Below are 22,273 nucleotides of genomic sequence, written 5' to 3' on the forward strand. Positions count from 1 at the left end.
GCCGGTGGACCTCCGCCCCGACCCCGACCACGAGGCGATCGCCGAGGCCGTCGACGCGGTCTGCGCCCGCTTCGACGACGCCTACTGGTCCGACCTGGACCAGCGCCACGAGTTCCCCTGGGACTTCTACCGGGCCATGGCCGAGGGCGGCTGGGTCGGCATCTGCATCCCCGAGGCCTACGGCGGGGGCGGGCAGGGCATCGCCGAGGGCGCCATCGTCTTGAACCGGGTGGCCGCGTCGGGGGCGTGCATGAACGGCTCCACCGCGCTGCACCTGACCATGTTCGGCCTGAACCCGGTGGTGCGCTTCGGCAGCGAGCGCCTGAAGGAGGCGTTCCTGCCCCGAGCCGCGGTGGGCGACCTCCACGTCGCGTTCGGCGTCACCGAGCCCGACGCCGGCACCGACACCAGCCGCATCGCCACCCGTGCGATCGACGACGGGCACGGGGGCTTCGTCGTGTCCGGCCGCAAGATCTGGACCTCCAAGGCGCTCGAGTCCGAGGTGTGCCTGCTGCTCGCCCGCACCGACGCCAGCCCCGGCACCTTCGACGGCCTCACGCTGTTCCTGGTCGACCTCGATCCGGCCCACTGCGACATCGCCCCCATCCCCAAGGTCGGCCGCAACGCCGTGGCCTCCTGCGAGGTCGCCTACGACGAGCTCCCCGTCGAGGGGTGGCGCATGGTCGGCGAGCGGGGCCAGGGGTTCCGCCACATCCTCCACGGCCTGAACCCCGAGCGGATCCTGCTCGCCGCGATGGCCTGCGGCATCGGCGAGGCCGCATTGCGCCGGGCGGTGGCCTACGCCGGCGAGCGCGAGGTGTTCGGCCGGCCCATCGGCGCCAACCAGGCCATCGCCCACCCGCTCGCCCAGGCCCACATGCAGCTCGCGGCGGCGAAGGCGGTCATGCGGGACGCAGCGTGGCGCTACGACCACGATCTGCCCTGCGGCGAGCAGGCCAACACGGCCAAGTACCTGGCCGCCGAGGCCAGCTGGTTCGCGGCCGACCAGGCGGTGCAGACCCACGGCGGGCTCGGCTACGCCACCGAGTACCACGTGGAGCGCTACTGGCGGGAGGCCCGGCTGCAGCGGCTGGCCCCGGTGAGCCAGGAGATGACGTGCAACTTCATCGCCCAGAACGTCCTGGGGCTGCCCCGGAGCTACTGAGCCCGTTCACTGCGGTTGTGTTGCGATCCGTGTCAGATCGGAAATCGCGTGCTAGGGGTGTTGCCGTCCCGGGCCGTCGCGGCACGTCTGCGTTCGGTGTCGAGTCGAGTCGCTGGTCTCCTTCGGGTGCGATCGGGGGCCCGCCTCGGCGCAGGCCGTCCGGGGACACACAACCCAACGAACGGAGCGAAGCAGATGCCTGCCTCAATGTCCCGAACTCGTGCCCCCTGGCTACGACTCATCGCGCTCATGGCCGCCCTGGCCATGTTCGTCGCCGCCTGCGGCGACGACGACGACACCGACACCAGCACCGACGACACGAGTGCTGACACCGACACCGACAGCGACGACGGCGAGCAGGCCTCGGGCAGCATCGAGGCCGTCGAGCCCTTCTTCCCCGTCGATGCCGAAGGCAACGAGGTCCTCCCCTGCGGTGGCTACGGCTTCCGGCTCGAGGACGGCGACTTCTACGAGGCCTTCAACGAGCAGCTCAACGCCTTCCGCGAGGACGGCACCACGATGGACATCATCACCGGCTACGAGGACTTCTCCGAGGCCGACGTCGAGAAGGCCAACGAGCTCAGCGCGTCGGACATCGCCTCCAACGCCAACGCGGGCATGGAGTCCGGCTCGGGCACGCTCGCCGAGCTGCAGGAAGCCGGTTCCATCACCATCGGCATCGCCAACGAGGTCCCCTTCGGCTTCACCGGCGAGGACGGCGAGGCCACCGGCATCGCCCCCGACGTCGCCAAGGCCGTGCTCGCCGAGCTCGGGATCACCGAGGTCGAGGCCAACGTGGTCGAGTTCGGCCAGCTCATCGGTGGCCTCCAGGCCGGCCAGTACGACCTGATCGCCGCCGGCATGTACATCAACGAGGAGCGCGCCGAGCAGATCCTGTTCTCCGATCCGGACTACTGCATCGCCGAGGGCCTCGCCGTCCCGGCCGGCAACCCCGAGGGCATCGTCGACTACAACTCCTTCGTCGACAACCCGGACCTGACCCTCGCGGTCGCCACCGGCACCGTCGAGGTCGGCTACGCCGAGGACGCCGGCATCCCCGACGACCAGCTCCAGGTCTTCGCCGACATCGACTCGATGTACGCCGCGCTCGAGGCCGGTGAGGTCGACGCCGTGACCGGCACGGCCGCCACCGTCCAGCGCCAGGTGGACGCCCGGTCCTGATCGGATCGGAACACGCCGACCCGGATCGGGCGGTGCTTGACGGCGCCGCCCGGTCCGGGTCGACTCATGCTTGACCGCACACCTGCGAGGGCGAGGACGCGATGGACAGCTGGTTGCTCGATTCGAGCCAGTACGAGCTGATCTGGGAAGGGGCGCTGGTCACCCTCCAGATCCTGGCGTACTCGTTCCTGCTCGGCCTGGCGCTGTCCCTCGTGGTGGGCGTCGCCCGCCTCTCCAGCCGCCAGTGGGTGCGCGGGGTCGCCTTCGCCTACGTGGAGGTCGCCCGCGGCATCTCCTCCATCGTGCTGCTGTTCGTCATCGCCATCGCGGTGCCGATCCTGTTCGAGATCGAGCAGCAGTCCCTGATCCTGCTCGCCTCGATCGCGCTCGGCATCAACATGGGCGGCTACGGCGCGGAGATCGTCCGCGGCTCGATCCAGGCCGTCCCCAAGGGCCAGACCGAGGCCACCATCGCGCTGAACCTGAGCCCCACCCAGCGGCTCCGCCACGTGATCCTGCCCCAGGCCATGCGGCTCATCCTGCCGCCGATGGGCAACCTCACCATCGAGATCCTCAAGGGGACGGCGCTGGTCAGCCTCATCGGCGTCACCGACATCATGCAGGCGACGCGGCTCATCAACCAGCAGCGCCTGTTCACCCAGTCGGCAGCCGACCTGACGGTGCTCTACGTCAACGTGCTGCTCATCTACTTCCTGCTGTCCCAGATCATCGCCGTGCTGTTCCGCCTCGCCGAGCGGCGGGTGGAGAGCCGCTACCGGGGCGGTGACGCCGAGGTGCCGGCGGCACCCAGCGCGCCGATCCCGGGGGTGACCAAGTGACCGCCACCGAGCCCACGACCAGCGACGAGGTCCAGTACCGGCCCCACCGGGCCTGGTACCGGCGCACCGACGTCGTCGTGCCGCTGATCCTCGTCGCGCTGGGCTACACGATGCTCATCGTGGCCGTGGAGGAGAAGTCGTTCTTCCGGACCCGGCTCACGGCCAAGGGCAGCGAGAACTTCGACTGGATGTACTTCTGGCACCTGGTGCCACTCATGTGGCAGGGCCTGCAGGTGCTGGCCAAGGCCACGGTGCTCGGCTTCACCATCGCAGCCGTGCTCGGCCTGCTGCTCGCCCTCGGTCGCCGCTCGGGGAACCGGTTCGTGCGCTGGCCGTTCGTCGCGTTCATCGAGTTCATCCGGTCCACGCCGCTGCTGGTGCAGCTGTTCTTCGCGCAGGCGTACGTGCGGGCGTCGGACTCCCTGTCCTGGTCTCCGATCACCATCCTGGTGGTCGTCCTCGGCATCCACTACGCCACCTACTGCTCCGAGGCGTACCGGGCCGGCATCAACAGCGTGCCGCCCGGCCAGTGGGAGGCAGCCACCGCCCTCAACCTGGGCTCCACCACGAAGTGGCTGCGGGTGATCCTGCCCCAGGCCATCCCCAACGTCTTGCCCTCGCTCGGCAACTTCCTGGTGGCCGCGTTCAAGGACGCACCCCTCGGCTTCATCGTCGGCGTGCCCGAGCTGCTGTTCTTCGCCAACACCGTGCGGGGCTCCGACTTCCGCCCCACCGAGCCCTACATCCTCGCCGGCGTGGGATTCCTGCTGGTGAGCATCCCGGCCGCCTGGGCCGTCCGCCGACTCGAGAGGAAGATCGCATATGAGCGCACCTGAGACCACGGCCCCCGACCGGGACATCTCCGCCAAGGGCGCAGCCGCCGTCCGCATGCGCGGGGTGGACAAGGCCTTCGGGCCCAACAAGGTGCTGGCCGAGCTCGACCTCGACGTCGAACCCGGCGAGCGGGTCGTCATCATCGGCCCCTCCGGGTCGGGCAAGACCACGATCCTGCGCGTGATCATGACGCTCGAGCGCCCCGATGCCGGCACGATCCAGGTCGGCGGGCGGCACCTCTACCACCAGCCCCACGGCAACGGGCTCAAGCCGGCCAGCGAGAAGCACATCCGTTCGGTCCGCTCCGACATCGGCATGGTGTTCCAGCACTTCAACCTGTTCCCGCACATGACCGCGCTGGAGAACATCATGCTGGCGCCGGTGAAGGTGCACGGGAAGTCCCGTGACGAGGCCCGCGCCCGGGGCATGGAGCTGCTCGACAGCGTCGGCCTCGCCCACGCCGCCAACCAGACGCCGGGGCAGCTCTCCGGCGGCCAGAAGCAGCGGGTCGCCATCGCCCGGTCGCTGGCGACCGAGCCCAAGGTGATGCTCTTCGACGAGGTGACCTCGGCGCTCGACCCCGAGCTCGTCGGCGACGTGCTCGAGGTGCTGCGCCAGATCGCCGAGGAGGGCAAGACCACGATGATGCTGGTCACCCACGAGATGGGCTTCGCCCGCGAGGTCGCCGACCGGGTCGTGATGTTCGACGCCGGTGCGGTCGTGGAGGAGGGCCCGCCCGCCCAGATCCTCGACGACCCCCGGGAGGAGCGCACCCGCTCCTTCCTCGGCGCGGTGCGCGAGCACTAGGAGACTGCTGAGCAACTGGCTTCTAGGCTTGGCGGTGGGTCCGGGGAAGTGACCGAACCGAAGAGCCGGCATGAAGAGGGTGTGAGCCGGTCACCCGGGATGGGTTGAACCCGTAGGTGTGGTCCCTTCCTTGTCCTCCCCGGGCCCGCCTTTAGGTGATGGCCCAGCCGGTGGGTGCGTGGTGGAGGCCGAGGTTGAGCAGGCGTCGCAGGTTGAGCGCGGCGGCCCGGTGACTGAGACCGAGCCGGTTGCGTTGGACACCACGGAAGCGGACACGGCGATGGCCGTTGGCGACAAGCCAAGCGATGGTGCGCTCGACCATGGGACGGTGCTGGCGGTAGTCGGCCAGGTGGGTGCCGGCTCGCCAGTTCGCCCGGGCGGTGACGAGCCATTCGTCGTGGTCGGTGAGCTTGACCGTCTTGCCCTTGGCAGCGCTGGTGCAGCGGTGCCGTGATGGACAACCACGGCAGCGGGCGCCGAAGGTTGCGTTGCCGCTCGCGTGGATCGAGATCGTGATGCCGGCGGGGCAGGTGACGGTGCGGGCGGCGTGGTCGACAAGGAAGTCGTCTCGGTGGAACTGGTCGTCACCGAGGTTCGGGTTCCTCCCGAGCGGCCAGGGCTTGATGACCGCCGTGTGGTCGTTCGCGGCGAGCGCTGCTCGGACCGGGCCGGAGCCGTAGGCGGAGTCGGCCAGCACGTCCAGGCCAGGGTCTTCGCCCTCGAGGAGTCGGGCGCCGACGGGACCATCGCCTTCGTTGGCCGGGGTGAGGTCACAGTTGGTGATGATCCCGGTGTCGGGCTCGACCACGACGTGGGCCTTGTAGCCGTCTCGGTAGCTGGACCGGGACTTGTGCATGTGCCGCGACTCCGGGTCGACCGTGGAGATCACCCGCTCCGAGGCGACACCACGAACGATCCGCCAGGTGCCCTCACCCCGTTCCGGGTCGGGTTCGACGTCCTGTCCGGCCACGAGTGCCAACAGCGCCACGAGTTGGCGTTGGTCGTCGTCGAGGTCGATCCCGTCGAGCGCGTTGAGGATGGCGAGGGCGTCGTTGACGAGCCCGGTGATCAGCTCGTCACGGGCAGCCGGGTCGTCCCACGCACATGCGGGTTTGCCGGGCGAGTCGTAGTCATGGCCGGACACCTCGACCGTCGCCGCGGCGGGGACAGCCTTGCGGACCCGGCGGATCATCGACACGAGCTGGGTGACCGTGTCCTGGGTTGCGACCGCATCATCCAGCAGCGTCGAGTCCAGCGCCCGGCGAGTCTTGCCGGCCAACACCCCGGTCTCGGCCACGACCGCTCGGACGGCGTCGAAGATCCGCTCCGGGGACTCGCTCGCTCGCAGCTTGTTGCGCCACAACGTCAGCACCGTCGGATGGAAGCCCTCATGATCCAACGCCAATCCGGCGGCAACCTTCCAGCGCAGATCGGTCCGCAAGGCGTCGATCGCTTCGCGGTCCGAGCGGCCCTCCAACGCTTGGAGCACCATCACCGTGGCGATCACATCGGCTGGCACCGACGGCCGCCCACGCTTGGAGGGGAACAGGTCCTCGAACATCGCATCAGGGAACAGCCGGTGTCGGTGATCGGCCAAGAACCGATGCACCGACCCCTCCGCCACCAGATGCCCGACCAGAGCACCCGCGTCGAGCAGTTCTCGGTCCTGATCGCTGCTGCCCTGCATACCCGCGGTCTACCGAAACCGCCGCGAGATCGCGAGCACCCCGATCACACCGGTTTGCTCAGCAGTCTCCTAGAGCGAGTCGGACCCCACCGTCGCCACGATCCGGGCCCGGCCGAGCGGGACGGACAGGGCATCGGCGTCCACCGGTTCGAACGTGGCCTCCGTGAGGCCGAGCTCGAACGCGGCCCGCTCCGCCTCGGCGCAGTACCCGGGGACGTAGGCGAACGAGGAGACCCTGAGCCGGCCGGCGTTGCCCGGCACCGTCGTGGCGTAGCCCAGCTCCTCGAGGCGCTCCACGATGTCGGCCGCGTGCCCGGTCCGGCTCGTGGCGTTGAGCACCAGCACCGCCGTCGAACCCCGGTCGCGCAGCTCGGCCCCGCCGCGGTCGTCGCCCACGCAGTGGATCGACGCCGGCTCCCCGCCCACCGATGACGGATCCGGCGGGAGCGTGGTGGTCGTGGTGAGCACCGGCTCCTCGGTGGTGGTGGTCGTGTCGTCAGCGGAGGCGAGGTCCTGGTCCCGGTCGTCGTCACCGACGGAGAACACGAGCGCGAGCATGGCGAGCAGCCCGAGGAAGATCCCGAGGATGACCCCCGCCCGCACCCGTTCGCCGGCGGACGGGCGCCACTTCCCGTCGCGACCCACGTCGACCCACGTGCCGTCGTCGAGCGCGATGCCCTCGCGCTGGGGTCCCTGCTGGCGTGCCACCGGTCCCGACACTGCCACTCCGGGGGCCGCTCGTGGTGGCATCGTCCCTGGAGGGGGTGGGTAGCCTCCTCACACGTTGCGGCCGCTCGGCTGCACCCAGACGTCCACCGACGGAAGAGCCCATGAGCAACGCCACCCCGAAGATCATCTACACCTACACCGACGAGGCACCGGCGCTGGCCACGCACTCGCTGCTGCCGATCATCGAGACCTTCGCCAGCGCTGCCGGGGTCGAGGTCGAGACCCGCGACATCTCCCTCGCGGCCCGCATCCTCGCCGTGTTCCCCGATGCCCTCACCGACAGCCAGCGCGTCCCCGACGCCCTCGGCGAGCTGGGGCAGCTGGCCAAGACGCCCGAGGCCAACATCATCAAGCTGCCGAACATCTCGGCGTCGATCCCCCAGATGAAGGCGGCGATCAAGGAGCTGCAGGACAAGGGCTACGCGCTCCCCGACTACCCCGAGGACCCCCAGACCGACGAGGAGCGCGCCACCCGCGACCGCTACGACTCCGTCAAGGGCAGCGCGGTGAACCCGGTGCTGCGCGAGGGCAACTCCGACCGCCGCGCCCCCAAGGCCGTGAAGGAGTTCGCCCGCAAGTACCCGCACCGCATGGGCGAGTGGTCATCGGACTCCAAGACCCACGTGGCCACCATGAGCGCCGGCGACTTCCGCAGCAACGAGCAGTCGGTGACCATCGACGCCGACACCACGCTGCGCATCGTGCACGTCTCGAGCTCCGGTGAGGAGACGGTCCTCAAGGACGGCATCTCGGTGCTGGCCGGCGAGGTCGTCGACGGCACCTTCATGAGCGCCGCCCGGCTGCGGTCCTTCCTGGCCGACCAGATCGCCGACGCCGACGCGAACGACGTCCTGTTCTCGCTGCACCTCAAGGCCACGATGATGAAGGTCTCCGACCCGATCATCTTCGGCCACGCCGTCGAGGTGTACTTCGCCGACGTGTTCGCCGAGCACGGCGACGCGCTGCGCGCCGCCGGCGCGAACCCCCGCGACGGCCTCGGCGACGTGCTCGCCGCCGTCGAGCAGCTCGACACCGACACCAAGCTCGCCGTGCAGACCGGCATCGCCGCCGCGCTCGAGGCCGGCCCCGACCTCGCCATGGTCGACTCCGACCGCGGCATCACCAACCTGCACGTGCCCTCCGACGTCATCATCGACGCCTCCATGCCGCCGATGATCCGTGACTCCGGGAAGATGTGGAACCCGGCCGGGGAGCTGCAGGACACCAAGGCCACGATCCCGGACTCGTCCTACGCCGGCGTGTACCAAGCCGTCATCGACGACCACAAGGCCCACGGCGCGCTCGACCCGCGCACGATGGGCACCGTGCCCAACGTCGGGCTCATGGCCCAGAAGGCCGAGGAGTACGGCAGCCACGACAAGACCTTCGAGGTCCCCGCCGACGGCGTGGTGCGGGTGCTCGACGCCTCCGGTACCCAGCTGATGGAGCACCAGGTCGAGGCCGGCGACATCTGGCGCATGTGCACGGTGAAGGACGCCGCCATCCGGGACTGGGTGAAGCTGGCCGTCAACCGGGCCCGCGCCACCGGCTCCCCCGCCGTGTTCTGGCTCGACAACCACCGGGCCCACGACGAGCAGCTCATCCGCAAGGTCCACCGCTACCTCGAGGACCTCGACACCCACGGCCTCGACATCGAGATCATGGACCCGGCCTCGGCCACCACGTACTCGCTCGAGCGGATCCGACGGGGCGAGGAGACCATCTCGGTCACCGGCAACGTCCTGCGCGACTACCTCACCGACCTGTTCCCCATCCTCGAGGTCGGCACCAGCGCCAAGATGCTCTCCATCGTGCCGCTGATGAACGGCGGTGGGCTGTTCGAGACCGGCGCCGGCGGTTCGGCCCCCAAGCACGTGCAGCAGTTCGTGAAGGAGAACCACCTCCGGTGGGACTCCCTCGGCGAGTTCCTGGCCCTCGCCGTGTCCTTCGAGCACCTCGCCGAGCGCTTCGACAAGCCCCGTGCCCAGGTGCTGGCCGACACCCTCGACGCCGCCACCGGCGCGCTGCTCCAGAACGGCAAGGGCCCGTCCCGCAAGGTCGGCGAGCTCGACAACCGCGGCAGCCACTACTACCTGGCCCGCTACTGGGCCGAGGCGCTCGCCGAGCAGACGGCAGACGCCGACCTGGCCGAGCGATTCGCCCCGCTCGCCCAGGCGCTGGCCGAGCACGAGCAGACCATCCTCGACGAGCTCAACGGCGCCCAGGGCAGCCCCGTCGACACCGGCGGGTACTACTTCGCCGACCGTTCCGTCCTCGACGAGGCCATGCGGCCGAGCCCGACGCTCAACCGGATCATCGACGAAGCCCGCTGAGGGCGGGCCGCCTCCGGGCGGGCATGCTGCCCCGGCCCCGCGGGAAGGGACCGGGGCAGCACGCCCCACCACCCCAGGAGGCACCCATGGCCACCGACCACAACGACGCCGAGCTCGACGAGATCCAGGACCGGGTCGACCGGATCCGCGATCGGCTCCCCGACAACCCGGGCCTGGACGTGGTCGACAAGGACGACGTCCCCGCCTACTTCGACGACGACGACATCCCCGCCGATGGCATCAGCAAGGACGAGGCCGTCCGCCGGGACGACCCCGACGACCACCAGGCCCACGCTCCGGGCTGACCCGCACGATCAAGCTGGTGCTGTCGACCGGCTACTGGTCGGTCGACAGCATCGCGATCTCCAGCAGGTCCACCCCCGGGGGCTGGGACAGTGCGTGGACGACCTGGTCGGCGACCGCTGCCGGGTCGAGCCCCACGGCGGCCAGCCGCCGCTGGTACTCCGAGCGAAGCTCGTCGTCGGCGACGGCGTCGAAGATGGCCGTCCGCACGTAGCCCGGCGACACGATGGTGACCCGGACCCCCTCCGGCGAGAGCTCCTCGCGGAGGCTGTCGCACAGCACGTGGACGGCGAACTTGGAGGCGCTGTAGATCCCCATCGCCACCGATGCCCGCCGGCGACCGGACATCGAGGAGATGGCGACGACGTCGGCCGGCGCGGCCTCACGGAGGTGCGACAGCGCGGCACCGACGGTGTGGAGCACGCCGAGCACGTTGACGTCGAACGTCGCCTTCCAGTCCTCGGGCCCCGTGTCGAGGATGCCGCCGGGCCGGACCGCGCCCGCCGAGCAGACCACGGCGTCGATGCCGCCCATCGACTCCGCCGCCAGCGCCACCGATGCGCCCACGCTGTCGGGATCGGTCACGTCGCCGGGCGCGGCGTGCGCCGCCGGCCCGAGCTCTGCCGCCAGCGCGGCGACCTCGTCAGCCGAGCGGGACACCAGCGCGACCTCGGCGCCGGCGGCCACGGCGGCCACGGCCGTCGCCCGGCCGATGCCGGACGTCGCACCCGTCACGAGCACCTTGCGATCGATGAGCGGTCCCTGCGTCGTCTCCTGCGGCATGGGCCCATCCTGCCGGGACCCGGACGACCTCACGCCCTGGCCCCCTGACTCCCCGAACTGGCAGTGCTGGTGTAGCGCTCAGCCGAGGCGCGCCGCGAACCCGTCGACGCCGGTCACCACGTCCAAGCCGTCGCGCTGGGCCAACCAGTCGCGGTTGCGGCGGTGCAGGTCGTCCGCCTCGTCGAAGCGGTTCAGCAGGACCACGACCGGCAGCGGGGCGAGCGCGTCGACGCCCGACCGCACCGCGTCGATCGTTCCGAGGCCGGCATCGGCGACCAGGACCACGAGATCGACGCCGAGGGCACGGACCAGGTCCCGGCTGTCACCGTCTTCCGCCAGCGGTGAGCGGACGCCACCCACCGTCTCGACCAGCCCGACGTCCACCCCGTCCGCAGGCCACGTGATGCCGGCCACCACCTCGGCCAGCGTCGGGCACGGCCGTCCCAGCGCGGCCGCGGCCATCGGCGGCGCCATCGGCACGGGGTACCAGCCCGGCTCCGGGCACACGTGGTCCGGGTCCTCCCCCGTGGCCGCCGCCAGCACCTCGGCGTCGGTCGCTGCGTCGTCGGCGGGGTCGAAGGACTGCAGCGGCTTCCGTGCCGCCACCGTGCGCCGGCCGCCGACCAGGTGCTCGGCGAGGCGAGCGCTCGCCCAGGTCTTCCCGACCTCCGTGGCCGTCCCGCACACCCCGACGAGCAGCTCGGGCCGGGTCATCGCGCGCCCGCCCGAGCACTGCCAGTTCGGAGAGGGTGGAGTGCGGCGACCAACGTGCTGATCTGGTCGTCGGTGTGGGCCGCGGACAGGGCGACGCGCAGGCGGGAGGTGCCGGGGGCGACCGTCGGCGGCCGGATGGCCGGGACGAGCAGGCCTTGGTCGAGCAGCGCCCCGGCGGCATCGAGGGCGGCCTGCTCCTCGCCGAGGACGACCGGGATGATCGGCGACGGGTGGCCCGGGCGGAGCCGGTCGACGTGGCCGCGCAGGCGGCCCACCAGGGCGTCGCCCTCGGGGCTGCGTACCACGTGCACGGCGGCGAGGGCGGCGGCGGCGTCCGCCGGCGACAGGGCGGTCGTGAAGATGAAGGGACGAGCCCGGTTCACGACCAGGTCCACGGCGTCCCGCGAGCCGGCGATCGCCCCACCGAGGGAGCCGAGCGCCTTCGACAGGGTGAGCACGTGGACCACGTCGAGGCCGTCGACGGCGGCGAGGTCGACGTCGGGTCCGAGGACGGCGTGGGCGTCGTCGAGCACGAGCAGGGCACCGTGGCGGGCGCAGCACTCGGCGAGCGCCTGCACCGGCGCCTCGTCGCCGTCCATGGAGAACACCGAGTCGGTGACCACCATCGCCCGGCGGGAGCCGGCGTTGCGCAGCAGCTCGTCCACGTGGTCGACCTCGCCGTGGCGGGACACGGCCACCTCGGAGCGGCTCAGCCGGCAGCCGTCGATGATCGAGGCGTGGTTCAGCTCGTCGCTCACCACGAGGCAGTCGGGTCCGCCGAAGGTGGTGAGCACGGCCAGGTTGGCGGCGTATCCGCTCGGCATGGCGACGGCGGCTTCGGTCCCCTTCCACCCGGCGAGGGCGGCCTCGAGATCGTGGTGCACGGGGCGGGAGCCGACCACCAGCCGGCTCGCCGTCGAACCCGTCCCCCAGCGATCGAGGGCCTCGTGCCCAGCCGCCACCACGGTCGGGTGGGCCGACAGCCCGAGGTAGTCGTTCGACGCGAACGACACCACCGGCCGCCCCTCCAGCGAGCCGGCGGGACCGAGCGCGTCGAAGGGACGGCTGTGGCGCCAGCGGTCCGCGCCCCGGATGGCATCGAGCTCACCTCGCACCCAGGCCCCGTGCGACGAGCTCATCCCACGACCGCCCGCATCGCCGCGGTGATGGCGGCGACGTCGTCCTCGCTGCTGATGAAGGGCGGCATCGTGTAGAGCAGCCGGCCGAAGGGACGGAGCCAGACGCCGTGGTCGAGCAGCGTCTGCTGGGACGCCGCCATGTCGACCGGCTCGTGCAGCTCCACGACGCCGATGGCGCCGAGCACCCGCACGTCGGCGACGGCATCGTGGCCGCGCAGGTCGTCCAGGCCGGCGCGGAGCCCGGTCTCGATGCCGGCCACCTCGGCCTCCCAGTCCCGCGACAGCAGAAGCTGCACCGAGGCGAGGGAGACGGCGGCGGCGAGCGGGTTGCCCATGAACGTGGGCCCGTGCATCAGCGCACCGGATTCGGCCGCGCTGACGCCGGCGGCCACGGCCGGCGTGCACAGCACCGCCGCCATGGTGAGGTACCCGCCGGTGAGCGCCTTGCCCAGGCACATGATGTCGGGGGTGATCCCGGCGTGATCGCAGCCGAACAGGCGGCCCGACCGCCCGAACCCGGTGGCGATCTCGTCTGCGATCAGCAGCACGCCGTGCTCGTCGCAGAGCCGTCGCACCGCGGCCAGGTACTCGGGTGCGTAGAAGCGCATGCCGCCCGCCCCCTGGACGATCGGCTCGAGGATGACGGCGGCCACCTCGTCGCGGTGGTGCGACAGGAGCACTGCCAGTTCGGAGATGTCGTCCTCGGAGAAGGGCTGCCCGTACGCCGGCGACGGGGCCGGCGCGAACAGCTGGCTGGGCAGCACGTCGGTGAACATCGAGTGCATCCCGTTCACCGGGTCGCACACCGACATGGCCCCGAGCGTGTCGCCGTGGTAGCCGCCCCGCACGGTGAGCAGCCGGGTGGCACCGGTTCGCCCCGTGCCCCGGGCGTGCTGCAGGGCCATCTTGATGGCGACCTCCACCGACACCGAGCCCGAGTCGGCGAGGAACACGTGCTCCAGCCCCTCGGGAGCGATGTCGACGAGCAGCTCGGCCAGCGCCACAGCCGGGGCGTGGGTCAGGCCGCCGAACATGACGTGGGCGGTGGCATCGAGCTGGGCGCGCACGGCCTCGTCGAGCACGGGGTGGCGGTAGCCGTGGATGGACGCCCACCACGAGGACATCCCGTCCACGACCTCCCGTCCGTCGGCCAGCGCCAGGCGGGTGCCGCTCGCGCCCACGACGGGCACCGGCGCCAGCGACGCGGGCATCGGGGCGTACGGGTGCCACACCCGGGCCTGATCCCGGTCGGCGAGGTCCTGGGCCGAGGCGTCCAGCGGGGGCATCCGGGCGAACGTACCGGCGGTGGCGTCGATCCCCGAAGCGCCGCCGGCTCCCGTGACAAACGCCACTCAGCGCGGGTGGTTGACGCCGTCGGACCTGCCGCCTACCTTCTCTGGCAACGTGCGTTGCCAGGGGGCGACGACGGGTGCGGGGGTGCACGTGGCGATCGAGCGGATCATCATCGTCGGAGGCGGGGTCGGCGGGCTGTTGGCTGCGCTCGGCTTCGCCCGCGACGGCCACCGCGTCGAGCTCCTCGAGCGCGACCCGCTCCCCGATGTCGCCGACGTGGAGGCCGCCTTCGACGCCGACCGGCGGGGTGCATCCCAGGTGCACCAGACGCACGGCTTCCTCGCCCGCATCGTCGTCGAGCTGCGCGAGCGGTTCCCCGACGTGCTCGACCAGCTCCTCGTCGCCGGCTGCGTCACGATGCCCACCACCGCCCAGCTCGGCGATCCCCGACCGGGCGACGAGGACGACGCCCACCCGCTGCCCCAGGTCGAGGGGCCCACCCGCGCCGAGCTGCTCGATGCCCTCGGCCTCACCACGGAGGATCCCGTGCCCACCACCGCCACCACCGAGATCGCGTCATGAGCGCCCCGCTGCCCCCCGGCGTCACCGAGCGCACCGTGCGCGTCGGCGACATCGACATGCACCTGCTGGAGGCCGGCACCGAGGGTCCCCTCATCGTGCTCGCCCACGGCTTCCCCGAGCTGGCCTGGTCCTGGCGCCACCAGCTGCCCGCCCTCGCCGACGCGGGGTACCGCGTCGTCGCCCCCGACCAGCGCGGCTACGGCGGCACCACCCGCCCCGAGGCGGTCGAGGACTACGACATCCACCACCTCACCGGTGACCTGGTCGGCCTGCTCGACGAGCTCGGGGAGGAGCGGGCGATCTTCATCGGCCACGACTGGGGCTCCATGGTCGTGTGGCAGCTGTCGCTCCTGCACCCGGACCGCGTCATGGGGGTCTGCGGGATGAGCGTGCCGTTCGTGCCGCGGGCCTCCGCACCACCCATCCAGATCTTCCGGGCGATCTTCGCCGACCAGTTCTTCTACATCGTGTACTTCCAGGAGCCGGGCGTGGCCGACGCCGAGCTGGGCGGCGACCCCGCCCGCACGATGCGGCGCCTGCTCGCCGGGCTGTCGACGCCGGGTGACCTCACCACCGACGAGGCCGCGTCCATGTCGGCAGACGACGGCCGTGGCTTCGTCGACCGCATGCCCGAGCCCGACGGCCTGCCCGACTGGCTCACCCAGGAGGAGCTCGACCACTACATCGAGGTCTTCTCCGAGACCGGCTTCACCGGCGGCATCAACTGGTACCGGAACTTCGACCGCAACTGGGAGCTCACGCCCCAGCTGGCCGGGGCCAAGGTCGAGGTGCCCTCGTTCTTCGTCGGCGGCGCCGACGACCCCGTCCTCACCATGTCCCCGCCCGACGGCCAGGAGGTCTGGCTGACGGACCACCGGGGCAGCGTGATCATCGACGGCGCTGGCCACTGGGTCCAGCAGGAAGCACCCGAGCAGGTGAACGCAGCGCTGCTCGACTTCTGTGACCAGCTGCGTGGAGGGACCAACCCGTGAGCACCGCCCCATCCCGACTCAAGTTCGGCGCCTTCTACGCCCCGTTCCACCCACCGGGGCAGAACCCCACGCTCGCCCTCGAGTACGACCTGGAGCGGGCCGAGGCCCTGGATCGCTTCGGCTTCGACGAGGTGTGGTTCGGCGAGCACCACTCGGGGGGCTACGAGATCATCCCCTCCCCCGAGGTGTTCATCGCCGCAGCGGCCCAGCGCACGAAGCACATCAAGCTCGGCACCGGCGTGGTCTCGCTCCCCTACCACCACCCGCTGATGGTGGCGGACCGGATGGTGCTGCTCGACCACCTCACCCGTGGCCGGGTGATCTTCGGCACCGGGCCGGGCGCGCTGCCCACCGACGCCTACATGATGGGCATCGACCCGGTGGACCAGCGCCGCATGATGGAGGAGTCCCTCGAGGCCATCCTCGCCCTGCTGCGCACCGACGAGCCCGTCACCCGGGAGACCGACTGGTTCACGCTGAGGGACGCCAAGCTGCAGTACCGGCCCTACAGCGACCCGCACTTCGAGGTGTCCGTCGCCGCCATGGTGTCCCCGTCGGGTCCCCGCCTCGCCGGCACCCACGACGTGTCGCTGCTGTCGCTGTCCATGTCCGTCGCCGACGGGTTCGCCGCGATCGGCCAGGCCTGGAACGTGGTCGAGGACATGGCGGCCAAGGCCGGCCACAAGGAGCCCGACCGGGCCAACTGGCGCGTGCTCGGCACGATGCACATCGCCGAGACCCGCGACCAGGCCATCGAGGACTGCACCTACGGCCTCCGGGACTTCGCCAACTACTTCGGCGGTGGCGCCGGCTTCGTGCCCCTCTCCAACGAGGTCACCGAGGGCGCCACGTCCGAGCGCGACTTCGTCGAGGCCTACATCGAGGGGGGCAAGGGCAACGTCGTCATCGGCACGCCCGACGACGCCATCGAGTACATCGAGGGCCTGCTCGAGCAGTCGGGGGGCTTCGGCACCTTCCTCATGCTCGGCCACGACTGGGCTCGCCCCGCGGCCACCATCGAGTCGTACCGGCTCATCGCCGAGCGGGTCATGCCCCACTTCCAGGGCCAGCTCCAGGCCCAGCGGGACTCCCACGAGTGGGCCACGGGCAAGCGCAACGAGCTGTTCGGCCGGGCCGGCCAGGCGATCATGAACGCCGTGCAGCAGCACGTCCAGGAGCAGGACGCGGAGCAGGCCTGATGCGCGCCGCCGTGCTGCACCGGGGCCAGATCCTCGTCCGCGACGACGTCGAGGACCCCACGCCCGGCCTCGGGCAGGTGCTGGTCGAGGTCAAGGCGTGCGGCATCTGCGGCTCCGACCTGCACTTCGCGGAGCACGGCGGCGACATGCTCGCCCTCGGCAAGCAGATCGAGGGGATGCCCAGCCTCGGTGGCGGTGGCGACGAGGTCGACCTCGACCGCGACGTCTACATGGGACACGAGTTCGCCGCCGAGGTGCTCGACGTGGGCCCCGACACCGAGGCCGCCGCGCCGGTCGGCTCGCTCGTCACGTCCATGCCGGTGCTCCTCGGGATGGACGGCATCCACCCGATCGTCTACAGCAACACCGTGAAGGGCGGCTACGGCGAGCGGATGCTCCTGTCCGCACCGATGCTGCTCGAGGTGCCCAACGGGCTCCCCGCGCAGCACGCCGCCCTCACCGAGCCCATGGCCGTCGGGCTGCACGCCGTGAACAAGGCGCGCCTCGAGCAGGGCGAGGGCGCGATCGTCCTCGGCTGCGGCCCGGTCGGCCTCGCGGTCATCGCCGCCCTCGCGGTCCGGGGTGTCGGCCCCATCGTGGCCGCCGACTTCTCCCCCGCCCGCCGGCGGCTGGCCGAGCACATGGGGGCGACCGACATCGTCGACCCCCGAGAGGAGACCGGCTGGCAGGCCTGGTCCCGGGCCGGCAACGGCCGAGCGCCGGTGGTGTTCGAGGCCATCGGCGTGCCGGGCATCCTCGACGACATCCTGCGCTGCGCACCGGCCCAGTCCCGCGTGGTGGTCGTGGGCGTCTGCATGGAGCACGACACCATCAACCCGTTCTTCGGGATCAGCAAGGAGCTGAACATCCAGTTCTGCCTCGGCTACGACCCGATGGAGTTCGCCGGCAGCCTGCGCAGCATCGCCGAGGGCGAGATCGACGTGGCCCCGATGATCACCGCGGAGATCGACCTCGACGGCGTGCCCCAGGCCTTCGCCGACCTGGGTGACCCCGACGAGCACTGCAAGATCCTGGTGATCCCGTAGGAACTGGCAGCGGCCACGGAACGCGTTCCGCAGTCGCTGCCAGAACGGTGGGTACGGTGCCCGGCCATGGCCGGAGCAGACGGGGCGCCCAAGCGGGTGCGCATGGACCACGAGGCGCGGCGCGGCCAGATCCTCGACGCGGCCACGGGCCTGTTCCTGCGCCGCCCCTACAGCCAGGTCGCGGTGTCCGACATCGCCGAGGCCGCCGGCGTGGCCAAGGGCCTGCTGCACCACTACTTCGACTCCAAGCGCGACCTCTACCTCGAGGTCGTCCGGGACGTGTCCCGCATCCCGCTGCCGGTCGGTACGCCGGCGGCGCCGGGCGAGGATCCGACGTGGGCGGCGGCCATCGATGCGCTGCTCGCCTTCGCCTCGGAGAACCAGGAGCTGTGGCTGCGGGCCACGACCGTGGGCGACGACGAGGTCGCCTCGATCGTCGACGACAGCCGGGAGGTGCTGGCTGAGCAGACGATCGAGGCCCTCGGCCTCGACGACACGCCCGTCGTGCGGGCCGTGGTGCGGGGCTACGGCGGGCTGGTGCAGGAGGTGGTGCGCGAGTGGCTGGACCGCGGTCGGCTGACCGAGGCCCAGGCTCGCGAGGTGCTGGTGCGGGCGCTCCCGCTCCTGCTCGAGCGGGTGCTGCCCGAGCTCAGGCCGTGAGGGCCTTGATCTTCTCCTGGAAGGCCACCTGCTCCGGCGACGGCGCGCCGGCCGACTGCATGGCCATCAGCTTGGTCATGTCGCCGTCGATCTTGATCTGACCCGACATGAACGCCTGCATGGCGGCAGCCTGGTCGCCGGAGATGAAGACGCTCTTGGCCACCTCGTAGGGCACGGTCAGCTTCGTCGGGGCCGAGTCGTGCAGCCCCCGCTCGAACTGCCCGCCGGCCATGTGGGCCTCCCGCTCGCCGAAGGGGGTGTCGGGCACGACGAGGTTGATCACGAGGTCCTTCGTGGCCGCCGGCGGCTCCGGGGCCTCCGGGCGCAGCGCCTCGATCGCGTCCATCCACTCGTCCGACAAGAAGTCGTGTGCCATCGCTGTTGCTCCTCTTGCTCATGTCCAGGGCCCTTGTTGGCCGCTGTCCAACAGTTCGACGGAGCGGCGCTGAAGTCCTTCGCCGCCCCTGGGCCGATCGGAGAGGTCGGGTGGGCCTCGGTACGATGCCGACCGTGACCGCTTCCGGTGCGACGGGCCGGCCCGGCCACAGCGACACCTACGTCGAGCACTTCCTCTCCGACCTGCCCGACGCAGCGCTGGCCGTGGACTCGTCCGGCAGGATCGTCGCAGCCAACGAGCTGGTCCACCAGCTGCTCGGCTTCGCCGACGGCGCGCTCGAGGGCGCCTCGATCGAGGAGCTCGTCCCCGATGACGCCCGTGCCCAGCACGCCGGCCGGCGCAGGGCGTTCCAGGCACAGCCGTCCGCCCGACACATGGGCGGTGGGCTCATCCTCCGGGCACGGCGCGCCGACGGCATCGAGCTCCCCGTGTCGATCAGCCTGGCACCGCTCGACGACGCCATCACGGTGGCGATCGTGCACGACCGCACGATGGCGGTCCACGCCCTGCAGGAGGTGCAGGACCGGCTCGAGGTCGAGATGTTGGCAGCGTCCATCGCCAGCAGCCTCGCCGGCGCGACGGGAGGCGAGCTCGACCTGGCGATCGACGCGGGGCTGCACGAGATCTGCGAGAGGCTCCTCGCCGACCAGGCACTGCTCTACGTCACGAGCGACGACGGGGAGCGGCTCGAGCTCACCAACGAGTGGTGCGCGCCCGATCTCGATCCCACCACCGGTCGCATCGTCTCGCTGCCTCGAGCGCCGTTCGGGTGGGCTGCGCCCAAGCTCCAGCGCGGCGAAGCGGTCTACGTCCCGAGGCCCGACGACCTCCCGGCCACCGCCGGAGCAGAGGCTGCGTTCATGGTCGAGCACGGGATCCGGTCGGCGCTCACGATCCCGCTCGGCGCACGCGAGGACTACGAGGGGACGTTCTCCCTCCGCTGGCGCCGAGAGCCCGCGCCCTGGGACGAGTCCCGGACCGACATGGTGCGCCTGCTCGGCAACGTCTTCCTGGCGGCGCACCGGCGCCGGCAGGCCGAATCCATCCGAGACGCGTCGGAGGCGCGGCACAAGTCACTGGTCGACACCCTCGCTGCAGGCGTCGTGCTGGTACGTCGTGGCGACGGCTGCGTGGTGTCGGCGAACCCCTCCGCCGCTCGCATCCTGGGCTTCGCTGACGGTGACCTCGTCGGAACCGATCTGCTGTCGAACGATGTGGGCTTGGTCAGCCGAGACGGTTCGCCGGTCTCCGCCGAGCAGCGCCGGCGGCTGCTCGCCACGGAGCCCGACGACACGACCCTCGACCTGGGCTACCGGCGCGCCGACGGCACGATGGTGTGGATCGAGGTCCGCTCGGTTCGCCTGGTACTCGGAGGCGAGGAGCACCTGGCGGTGTCGTTCATCGACGTCACCGACCGCCGTGACGCCGAAGCGCTCTTGGTGGCCCGGGCGATGCACGACCCGCTCACCGGCCTGCCCAACCGCCTGCTGCTCGGGGAGCACACGCGCGCGACCCTGGCTCGCGCCGGCCGCAACGGCTCGACCACTGCGCTCCTGTTCTTCGACCTCGACCGGTTCAAGCGCATCAACGACCGGTACGGCCATGCGACCGGCGATGCCCTGCTCACGGGTGTTGCGCACCGGGTGCAGGCCGAGCTGCGCGCCGGCGATCTGTTCGCTCGCATCGGCGGCGACGAGTTCGTCGCCGTCCTCTCGGAGCTCGGTGACGAGGCCGAAGCCGGCGTCCTCGCCGAACGTCTCCAGGCAGCGCTGACCCGTCCCGTCCAGGTCGATGGCGTCGAACACCAGGTGTCCGCCAGCATCGGACTGGCGACGGCGAGCGCTGACGAGGCCGGGGCGCTCACGGTGGACGACCTGCTGCGCCGGGCCGACCGCGCGATGTACGCCGCGAAGCGGTCCGGCCGAGCTCGTTGGGTGACCTGGACCGACGCCCTCGTGTCCGCTGCGCAGCATCGCGAGGAGCTCGAGGTCGAGCTCCACCAATCGCTGCTCGCGGGGGACTTCACCTTGCGCTACCAGCCGGTGCTCGACCTCTCATCGGGCGGGTTGGTCGGAGCCGAGGCACTGGTCCGCTGGAACCACCCGCGCCGCGGGATGCTCGAGCCCGCCGAGTTCCTCGACGTCGCAGAGGACACCGGGCTCATCGTGCCCCTCGGGCAGTGGGTCCTCGAAGAGGCGTGCGCGACCGCCATGTCCTGGCCCGAGCACCTGTGGATCGCGGTGAACCTGTCCGCCCGGCAGATCGGGTCGAACGACGCGGCATCACGCGTCCGACGTGTGCTCGAGGACACCGGTCTCGACCCGGGGCGGCTCCACCTCGAGCTCACCGAGACGGCGCTGATCGAGGGCAGCCACTCCGCCATCGGCGACATCACCGCGCTGCGCGAACTCGGTGCAGCGATCGGCCTCGACGACTTCGGGACCGGGTACTCGTCGATGACCTACCTGCACACGTTGCCGCTGACCTTCCTCAAGATCGATCGGAGCTTCGTGAGCGAGCTCGACGACCCTGCGGCGCACCGGGCGACGACGATCGTCGACATGGTGCTCCGCCTGGCCGAGCGCTTCGAGCTCGAGGTCATCGCAGAGGGGGTGGAGACCGACGTGCAGGCGTCGCGCCTGCGCGGGCTCGGGTGCCGCTTCGTGCAGGGCTTCCTCTATGCCCCACCGCTCTCCGCCGACGAGCTGGCTCGGCGCATCGCCGCCGATCAGCCCGCCTGAGCAGAGAGCCACCGGAGCAGGGCGTCATCGATCGCGGCCCCCTTGTAGGCCCGCTGCTCGGGGCTCCAGCCCCGGATCGCGGCGGCCAGACCGCGGGCCACGTCCGGGCGCGACCCGAGCACGGCCATCGGCACCTGCTGGGTGCGGATCGTGAACACCACCGCCTCCACCGTCGGCAGCCGCACCAGCGTCTGGCGCTCGCTGCGCAGCCACCGGCCCTCGGGCACCGGCGTCGGACGATCGACGTCGTCGACCCAGGTGGGCAGGTGGAGGTCGGCGACGTCGTGCACCAGCCAGTTCCGCCGCCACACGCCCTGCCCCGGACGCAGCCGACCGAGGAAGCCGTCGACCCGGCCGGCCAGCGCGCCGGGGTAGCCCGGCACCACCGCGTGCACGCCGTCGAGCGGACCGCCGATGCGGTCGCGGGGGCGCCAGTACGAGGGGAAGCACACGCACCCCGCCGCCAGTCGCCAACCGCCCTCGCCGGGCAGCAGCAGGCAGAGGTCGTCGGCCACCAGGAGCCGGGTGTCGGCCAACCCCCTCGGAGGATCTCGTTGGTCCGTCACCACGGGTGGGACGGATCCACGGGATCTTCCCAACCAGGTGCGGACGACGTCGTCGAGCTCGGCCACCACGGCGCCCACGGCGGGGTCGTCCGCGCTGACGAGAACCTCGTCGCGCTCGGACGCGAGCAGTCGGGCGGCCTCGGCCCGCTGGGCATCCCACTGGTCGTCGACCAGGAACCAGCGGTCCGGGTCGAGCGCTCGGGTGCCCATCGACGCATCGGGCGGGCCGACGTGCAGGTCGAGCTCGTCCAGCCAGCCGGGCGCGAGCGGGCTGCTCATCGG

General features: G+C 71.4%; 21 protein-coding genes. 13 read left to right on the forward strand and 8 right to left on the reverse strand.

What is annotated here, in order from left to right:
* Positions 1–4: 4 nt before the first annotated feature.
* The 5 genes from RGQ06_RS17780 to ehuA all read left to right on the forward strand — a co-directional run bounded on the left by RGQ06_RS17780 (position 5) and on the right by ehuA (position 4,827).
* Positions 5–1,165, forward strand: a complete 1,161-nt coding sequence (locus tag RGQ06_RS17780) for an acyl-CoA dehydrogenase family protein (protein WP_432430063.1) — start codon at positions 5–7, stop codon at positions 1,163–1,165.
* 249 nt (positions 1,166–1,414) lie between these two features.
* Positions 1,415–2,347: a transporter substrate-binding domain-containing protein gene (locus tag RGQ06_RS17785; protein ID WP_432430064.1), complete on the forward strand. Its 933-nt coding sequence runs from the start codon at positions 1,415–1,417 to the stop codon at positions 2,345–2,347.
* A 101-nt stretch (positions 2,348–2,448) separates the two neighbouring features.
* Positions 2,449–3,186 (forward strand): amino acid ABC transporter permease, encoded by a 738-nt coding sequence (locus tag RGQ06_RS17790; protein ID WP_432430065.1) that lies wholly within the window; start codon positions 2,449–2,451, stop codon positions 3,184–3,186.
* Positions 3,183–4,022, forward strand: a complete 840-nt coding sequence (gene ehuD, locus RGQ06_RS17795; RefSeq protein WP_432430066.1) for an ectoine/hydroxyectoine ABC transporter permease subunit EhuD — start codon at positions 3,183–3,185, stop codon at positions 4,020–4,022. Before RGQ06_RS17790 ends, ehuD begins: the two co-directional genes overlap by 4 nt.
* Positions 4,009–4,827, forward strand: coding sequence for an ectoine/hydroxyectoine ABC transporter ATP-binding protein EhuA (gene ehuA / locus RGQ06_RS17800; protein WP_432430067.1), 819 nt, complete (start codon positions 4,009–4,011; stop codon positions 4,825–4,827). Before ehuD ends, ehuA begins: the two co-directional genes overlap by 14 nt.
* A 151-nt stretch (positions 4,828–4,978) precedes the next feature.
* Here the strand turns inward: ehuA and RGQ06_RS17805 are convergent, their stop codons facing one another.
* On the reverse strand, positions 4,979–6,514 hold the full coding sequence (locus RGQ06_RS17805; protein ID WP_432430658.1) for an IS1182 family transposase: 1,536 nt from the start codon (positions 6,512–6,514) through the stop codon (positions 4,979–4,981).
* Positions 6,515–6,583: 69 nt separating this feature from the next.
* Entirely contained in the window at positions 6,584–7,222 is a 639-nt protein-coding gene (locus tag RGQ06_RS17810; protein WP_432427725.1) for a LytR C-terminal domain-containing protein, read from the reverse strand.
* A gap of 122 nt (positions 7,223–7,344) precedes the next feature.
* Between RGQ06_RS17810 and RGQ06_RS17815 the strand changes: the two genes are divergently transcribed.
* Entirely contained in the window at positions 7,345–9,576 is a 2,232-nt protein-coding gene (locus tag RGQ06_RS17815) for an NADP-dependent isocitrate dehydrogenase (protein ID WP_432427726.1), read from the forward strand.
* An 86-nt stretch (positions 9,577–9,662) separates the two neighbouring features.
* Positions 9,663–9,881, forward strand: a complete 219-nt coding sequence (locus tag RGQ06_RS17820) for a hypothetical protein (RefSeq protein WP_432427727.1) — start codon at positions 9,663–9,665, stop codon at positions 9,879–9,881.
* A 31-nt stretch (positions 9,882–9,912) separates the two neighbouring features.
* On the opposite strand, the gene RGQ06_RS17825 is transcribed toward RGQ06_RS17820, so the two are convergent.
* The 4 genes from RGQ06_RS17825 to RGQ06_RS17840 all read right to left on the reverse strand — a co-directional run bounded on the left by RGQ06_RS17825 (position 9,913) and on the right by RGQ06_RS17840 (position 13,801).
* The gene (locus RGQ06_RS17825) at positions 9,913–10,662 is read right to left on the reverse strand and encodes an SDR family oxidoreductase (protein WP_432427728.1); all 750 of its coding nucleotides are present in this window, start codon (positions 10,660–10,662) and stop codon (positions 9,913–9,915) included.
* 78 nt (positions 10,663–10,740) lie between these two features.
* Positions 10,741–11,376 carry an ATP-dependent dethiobiotin synthetase BioD gene (gene bioD, locus RGQ06_RS17830; RefSeq protein WP_432427729.1) on the reverse strand — a complete coding sequence of 212 codons (636 nt, stop codon included), beginning with the start codon at positions 11,374–11,376 and terminating at the stop codon, positions 10,741–10,743.
* Entirely contained in the window at positions 11,373–12,515 is a 1,143-nt protein-coding gene (locus RGQ06_RS17835) for an aminotransferase class I/II-fold pyridoxal phosphate-dependent enzyme (protein ID WP_432427730.1), read from the reverse strand. The genes bioD and RGQ06_RS17835 overlap by 4 nt, the downstream gene beginning before the upstream one ends.
* Entirely contained in the window at positions 12,512–13,801 is a 1,290-nt protein-coding gene (locus RGQ06_RS17840) for an adenosylmethionine--8-amino-7-oxononanoate transaminase (RefSeq protein WP_432427731.1), read from the reverse strand. Before RGQ06_RS17840 ends, RGQ06_RS17835 begins: the two co-directional genes overlap by 4 nt.
* Before the next feature lie 151 nt (positions 13,802–13,952).
* Between RGQ06_RS17840 and RGQ06_RS17845 the strand changes: the two genes are divergently transcribed.
* The 5 genes from RGQ06_RS17845 (at position 13,953) to RGQ06_RS17865 (ending at position 18,287) form a co-directional block, all read left to right on the forward strand.
* The gene (locus RGQ06_RS17845) at positions 13,953–14,390 is read left to right on the forward strand and encodes an NAD(P)-binding protein (protein ID WP_432427732.1); all 438 of its coding nucleotides are present in this window, start codon (positions 13,953–13,955) and stop codon (positions 14,388–14,390) included.
* Positions 14,387–15,382 (forward strand): alpha/beta fold hydrolase, encoded by a 996-nt coding sequence (locus RGQ06_RS17850; protein WP_432427733.1) that lies wholly within the window; start codon positions 14,387–14,389, stop codon positions 15,380–15,382. The genes RGQ06_RS17845 and RGQ06_RS17850 overlap by 4 nt, the downstream gene beginning before the upstream one ends.
* On the forward strand, positions 15,379–16,581 hold the full coding sequence (locus RGQ06_RS17855) for an LLM class flavin-dependent oxidoreductase (RefSeq protein WP_432427734.1): 1,203 nt from the start codon (positions 15,379–15,381) through the stop codon (positions 16,579–16,581). Before RGQ06_RS17850 ends, RGQ06_RS17855 begins: the two co-directional genes overlap by 4 nt.
* Positions 16,581–17,627 (forward strand): zinc-binding dehydrogenase, encoded by a 1,047-nt coding sequence (locus RGQ06_RS17860; RefSeq protein ID WP_432427735.1) that lies wholly within the window; start codon positions 16,581–16,583, stop codon positions 17,625–17,627. The genes RGQ06_RS17855 and RGQ06_RS17860 overlap by 1 nt, the downstream gene beginning before the upstream one ends.
* Positions 17,628–17,693: 66 nt before the next feature.
* Positions 17,694–18,287, forward strand: a complete 594-nt coding sequence (locus RGQ06_RS17865; protein WP_432427736.1) for a TetR/AcrR family transcriptional regulator — start codon at positions 17,694–17,696, stop codon at positions 18,285–18,287.
* On the opposite strand, the gene RGQ06_RS17870 is transcribed toward RGQ06_RS17865, so the two are convergent.
* Entirely contained in the window at positions 18,277–18,663 is a 387-nt protein-coding gene (locus RGQ06_RS17870) for an SCP2 sterol-binding domain-containing protein (RefSeq protein WP_432427737.1), read from the reverse strand. The two genes, RGQ06_RS17865 and RGQ06_RS17870, sit on opposite strands and share 11 nt — an antisense overlap.
* A gap of 134 nt (positions 18,664–18,797) precedes the next feature.
* Between RGQ06_RS17870 and RGQ06_RS17875 the strand changes: the two genes are divergently transcribed.
* Complete coding sequence (locus tag RGQ06_RS17875; RefSeq protein ID WP_432427738.1) at positions 18,798–21,425, forward strand: EAL domain-containing protein; 2,628 nt, start codon at positions 18,798–18,800, stop codon at positions 21,423–21,425.
* Here RGQ06_RS17875 and RGQ06_RS17880 read toward each other — a convergent pair.
* Positions 21,413–22,270, reverse strand: coding sequence for a heme-dependent oxidative N-demethylase family protein (locus RGQ06_RS17880; protein WP_432427739.1), 858 nt, complete (start codon positions 22,268–22,270; stop codon positions 21,413–21,415). The genes RGQ06_RS17875 and RGQ06_RS17880 overlap by 13 nt on opposite strands.
* Positions 22,271–22,273 lie beyond the last annotated feature (3 nt).

The sequence above is a fragment of the Salinilacustrithrix flava genome (assembly GCF_041228405.1).
In the GTDB taxonomy this organism is placed as follows: domain Bacteria; phylum Actinomycetota; class Acidimicrobiia; order Acidimicrobiales; family Salinilacustritrichaceae; genus Salinilacustrithrix; species Salinilacustrithrix flava.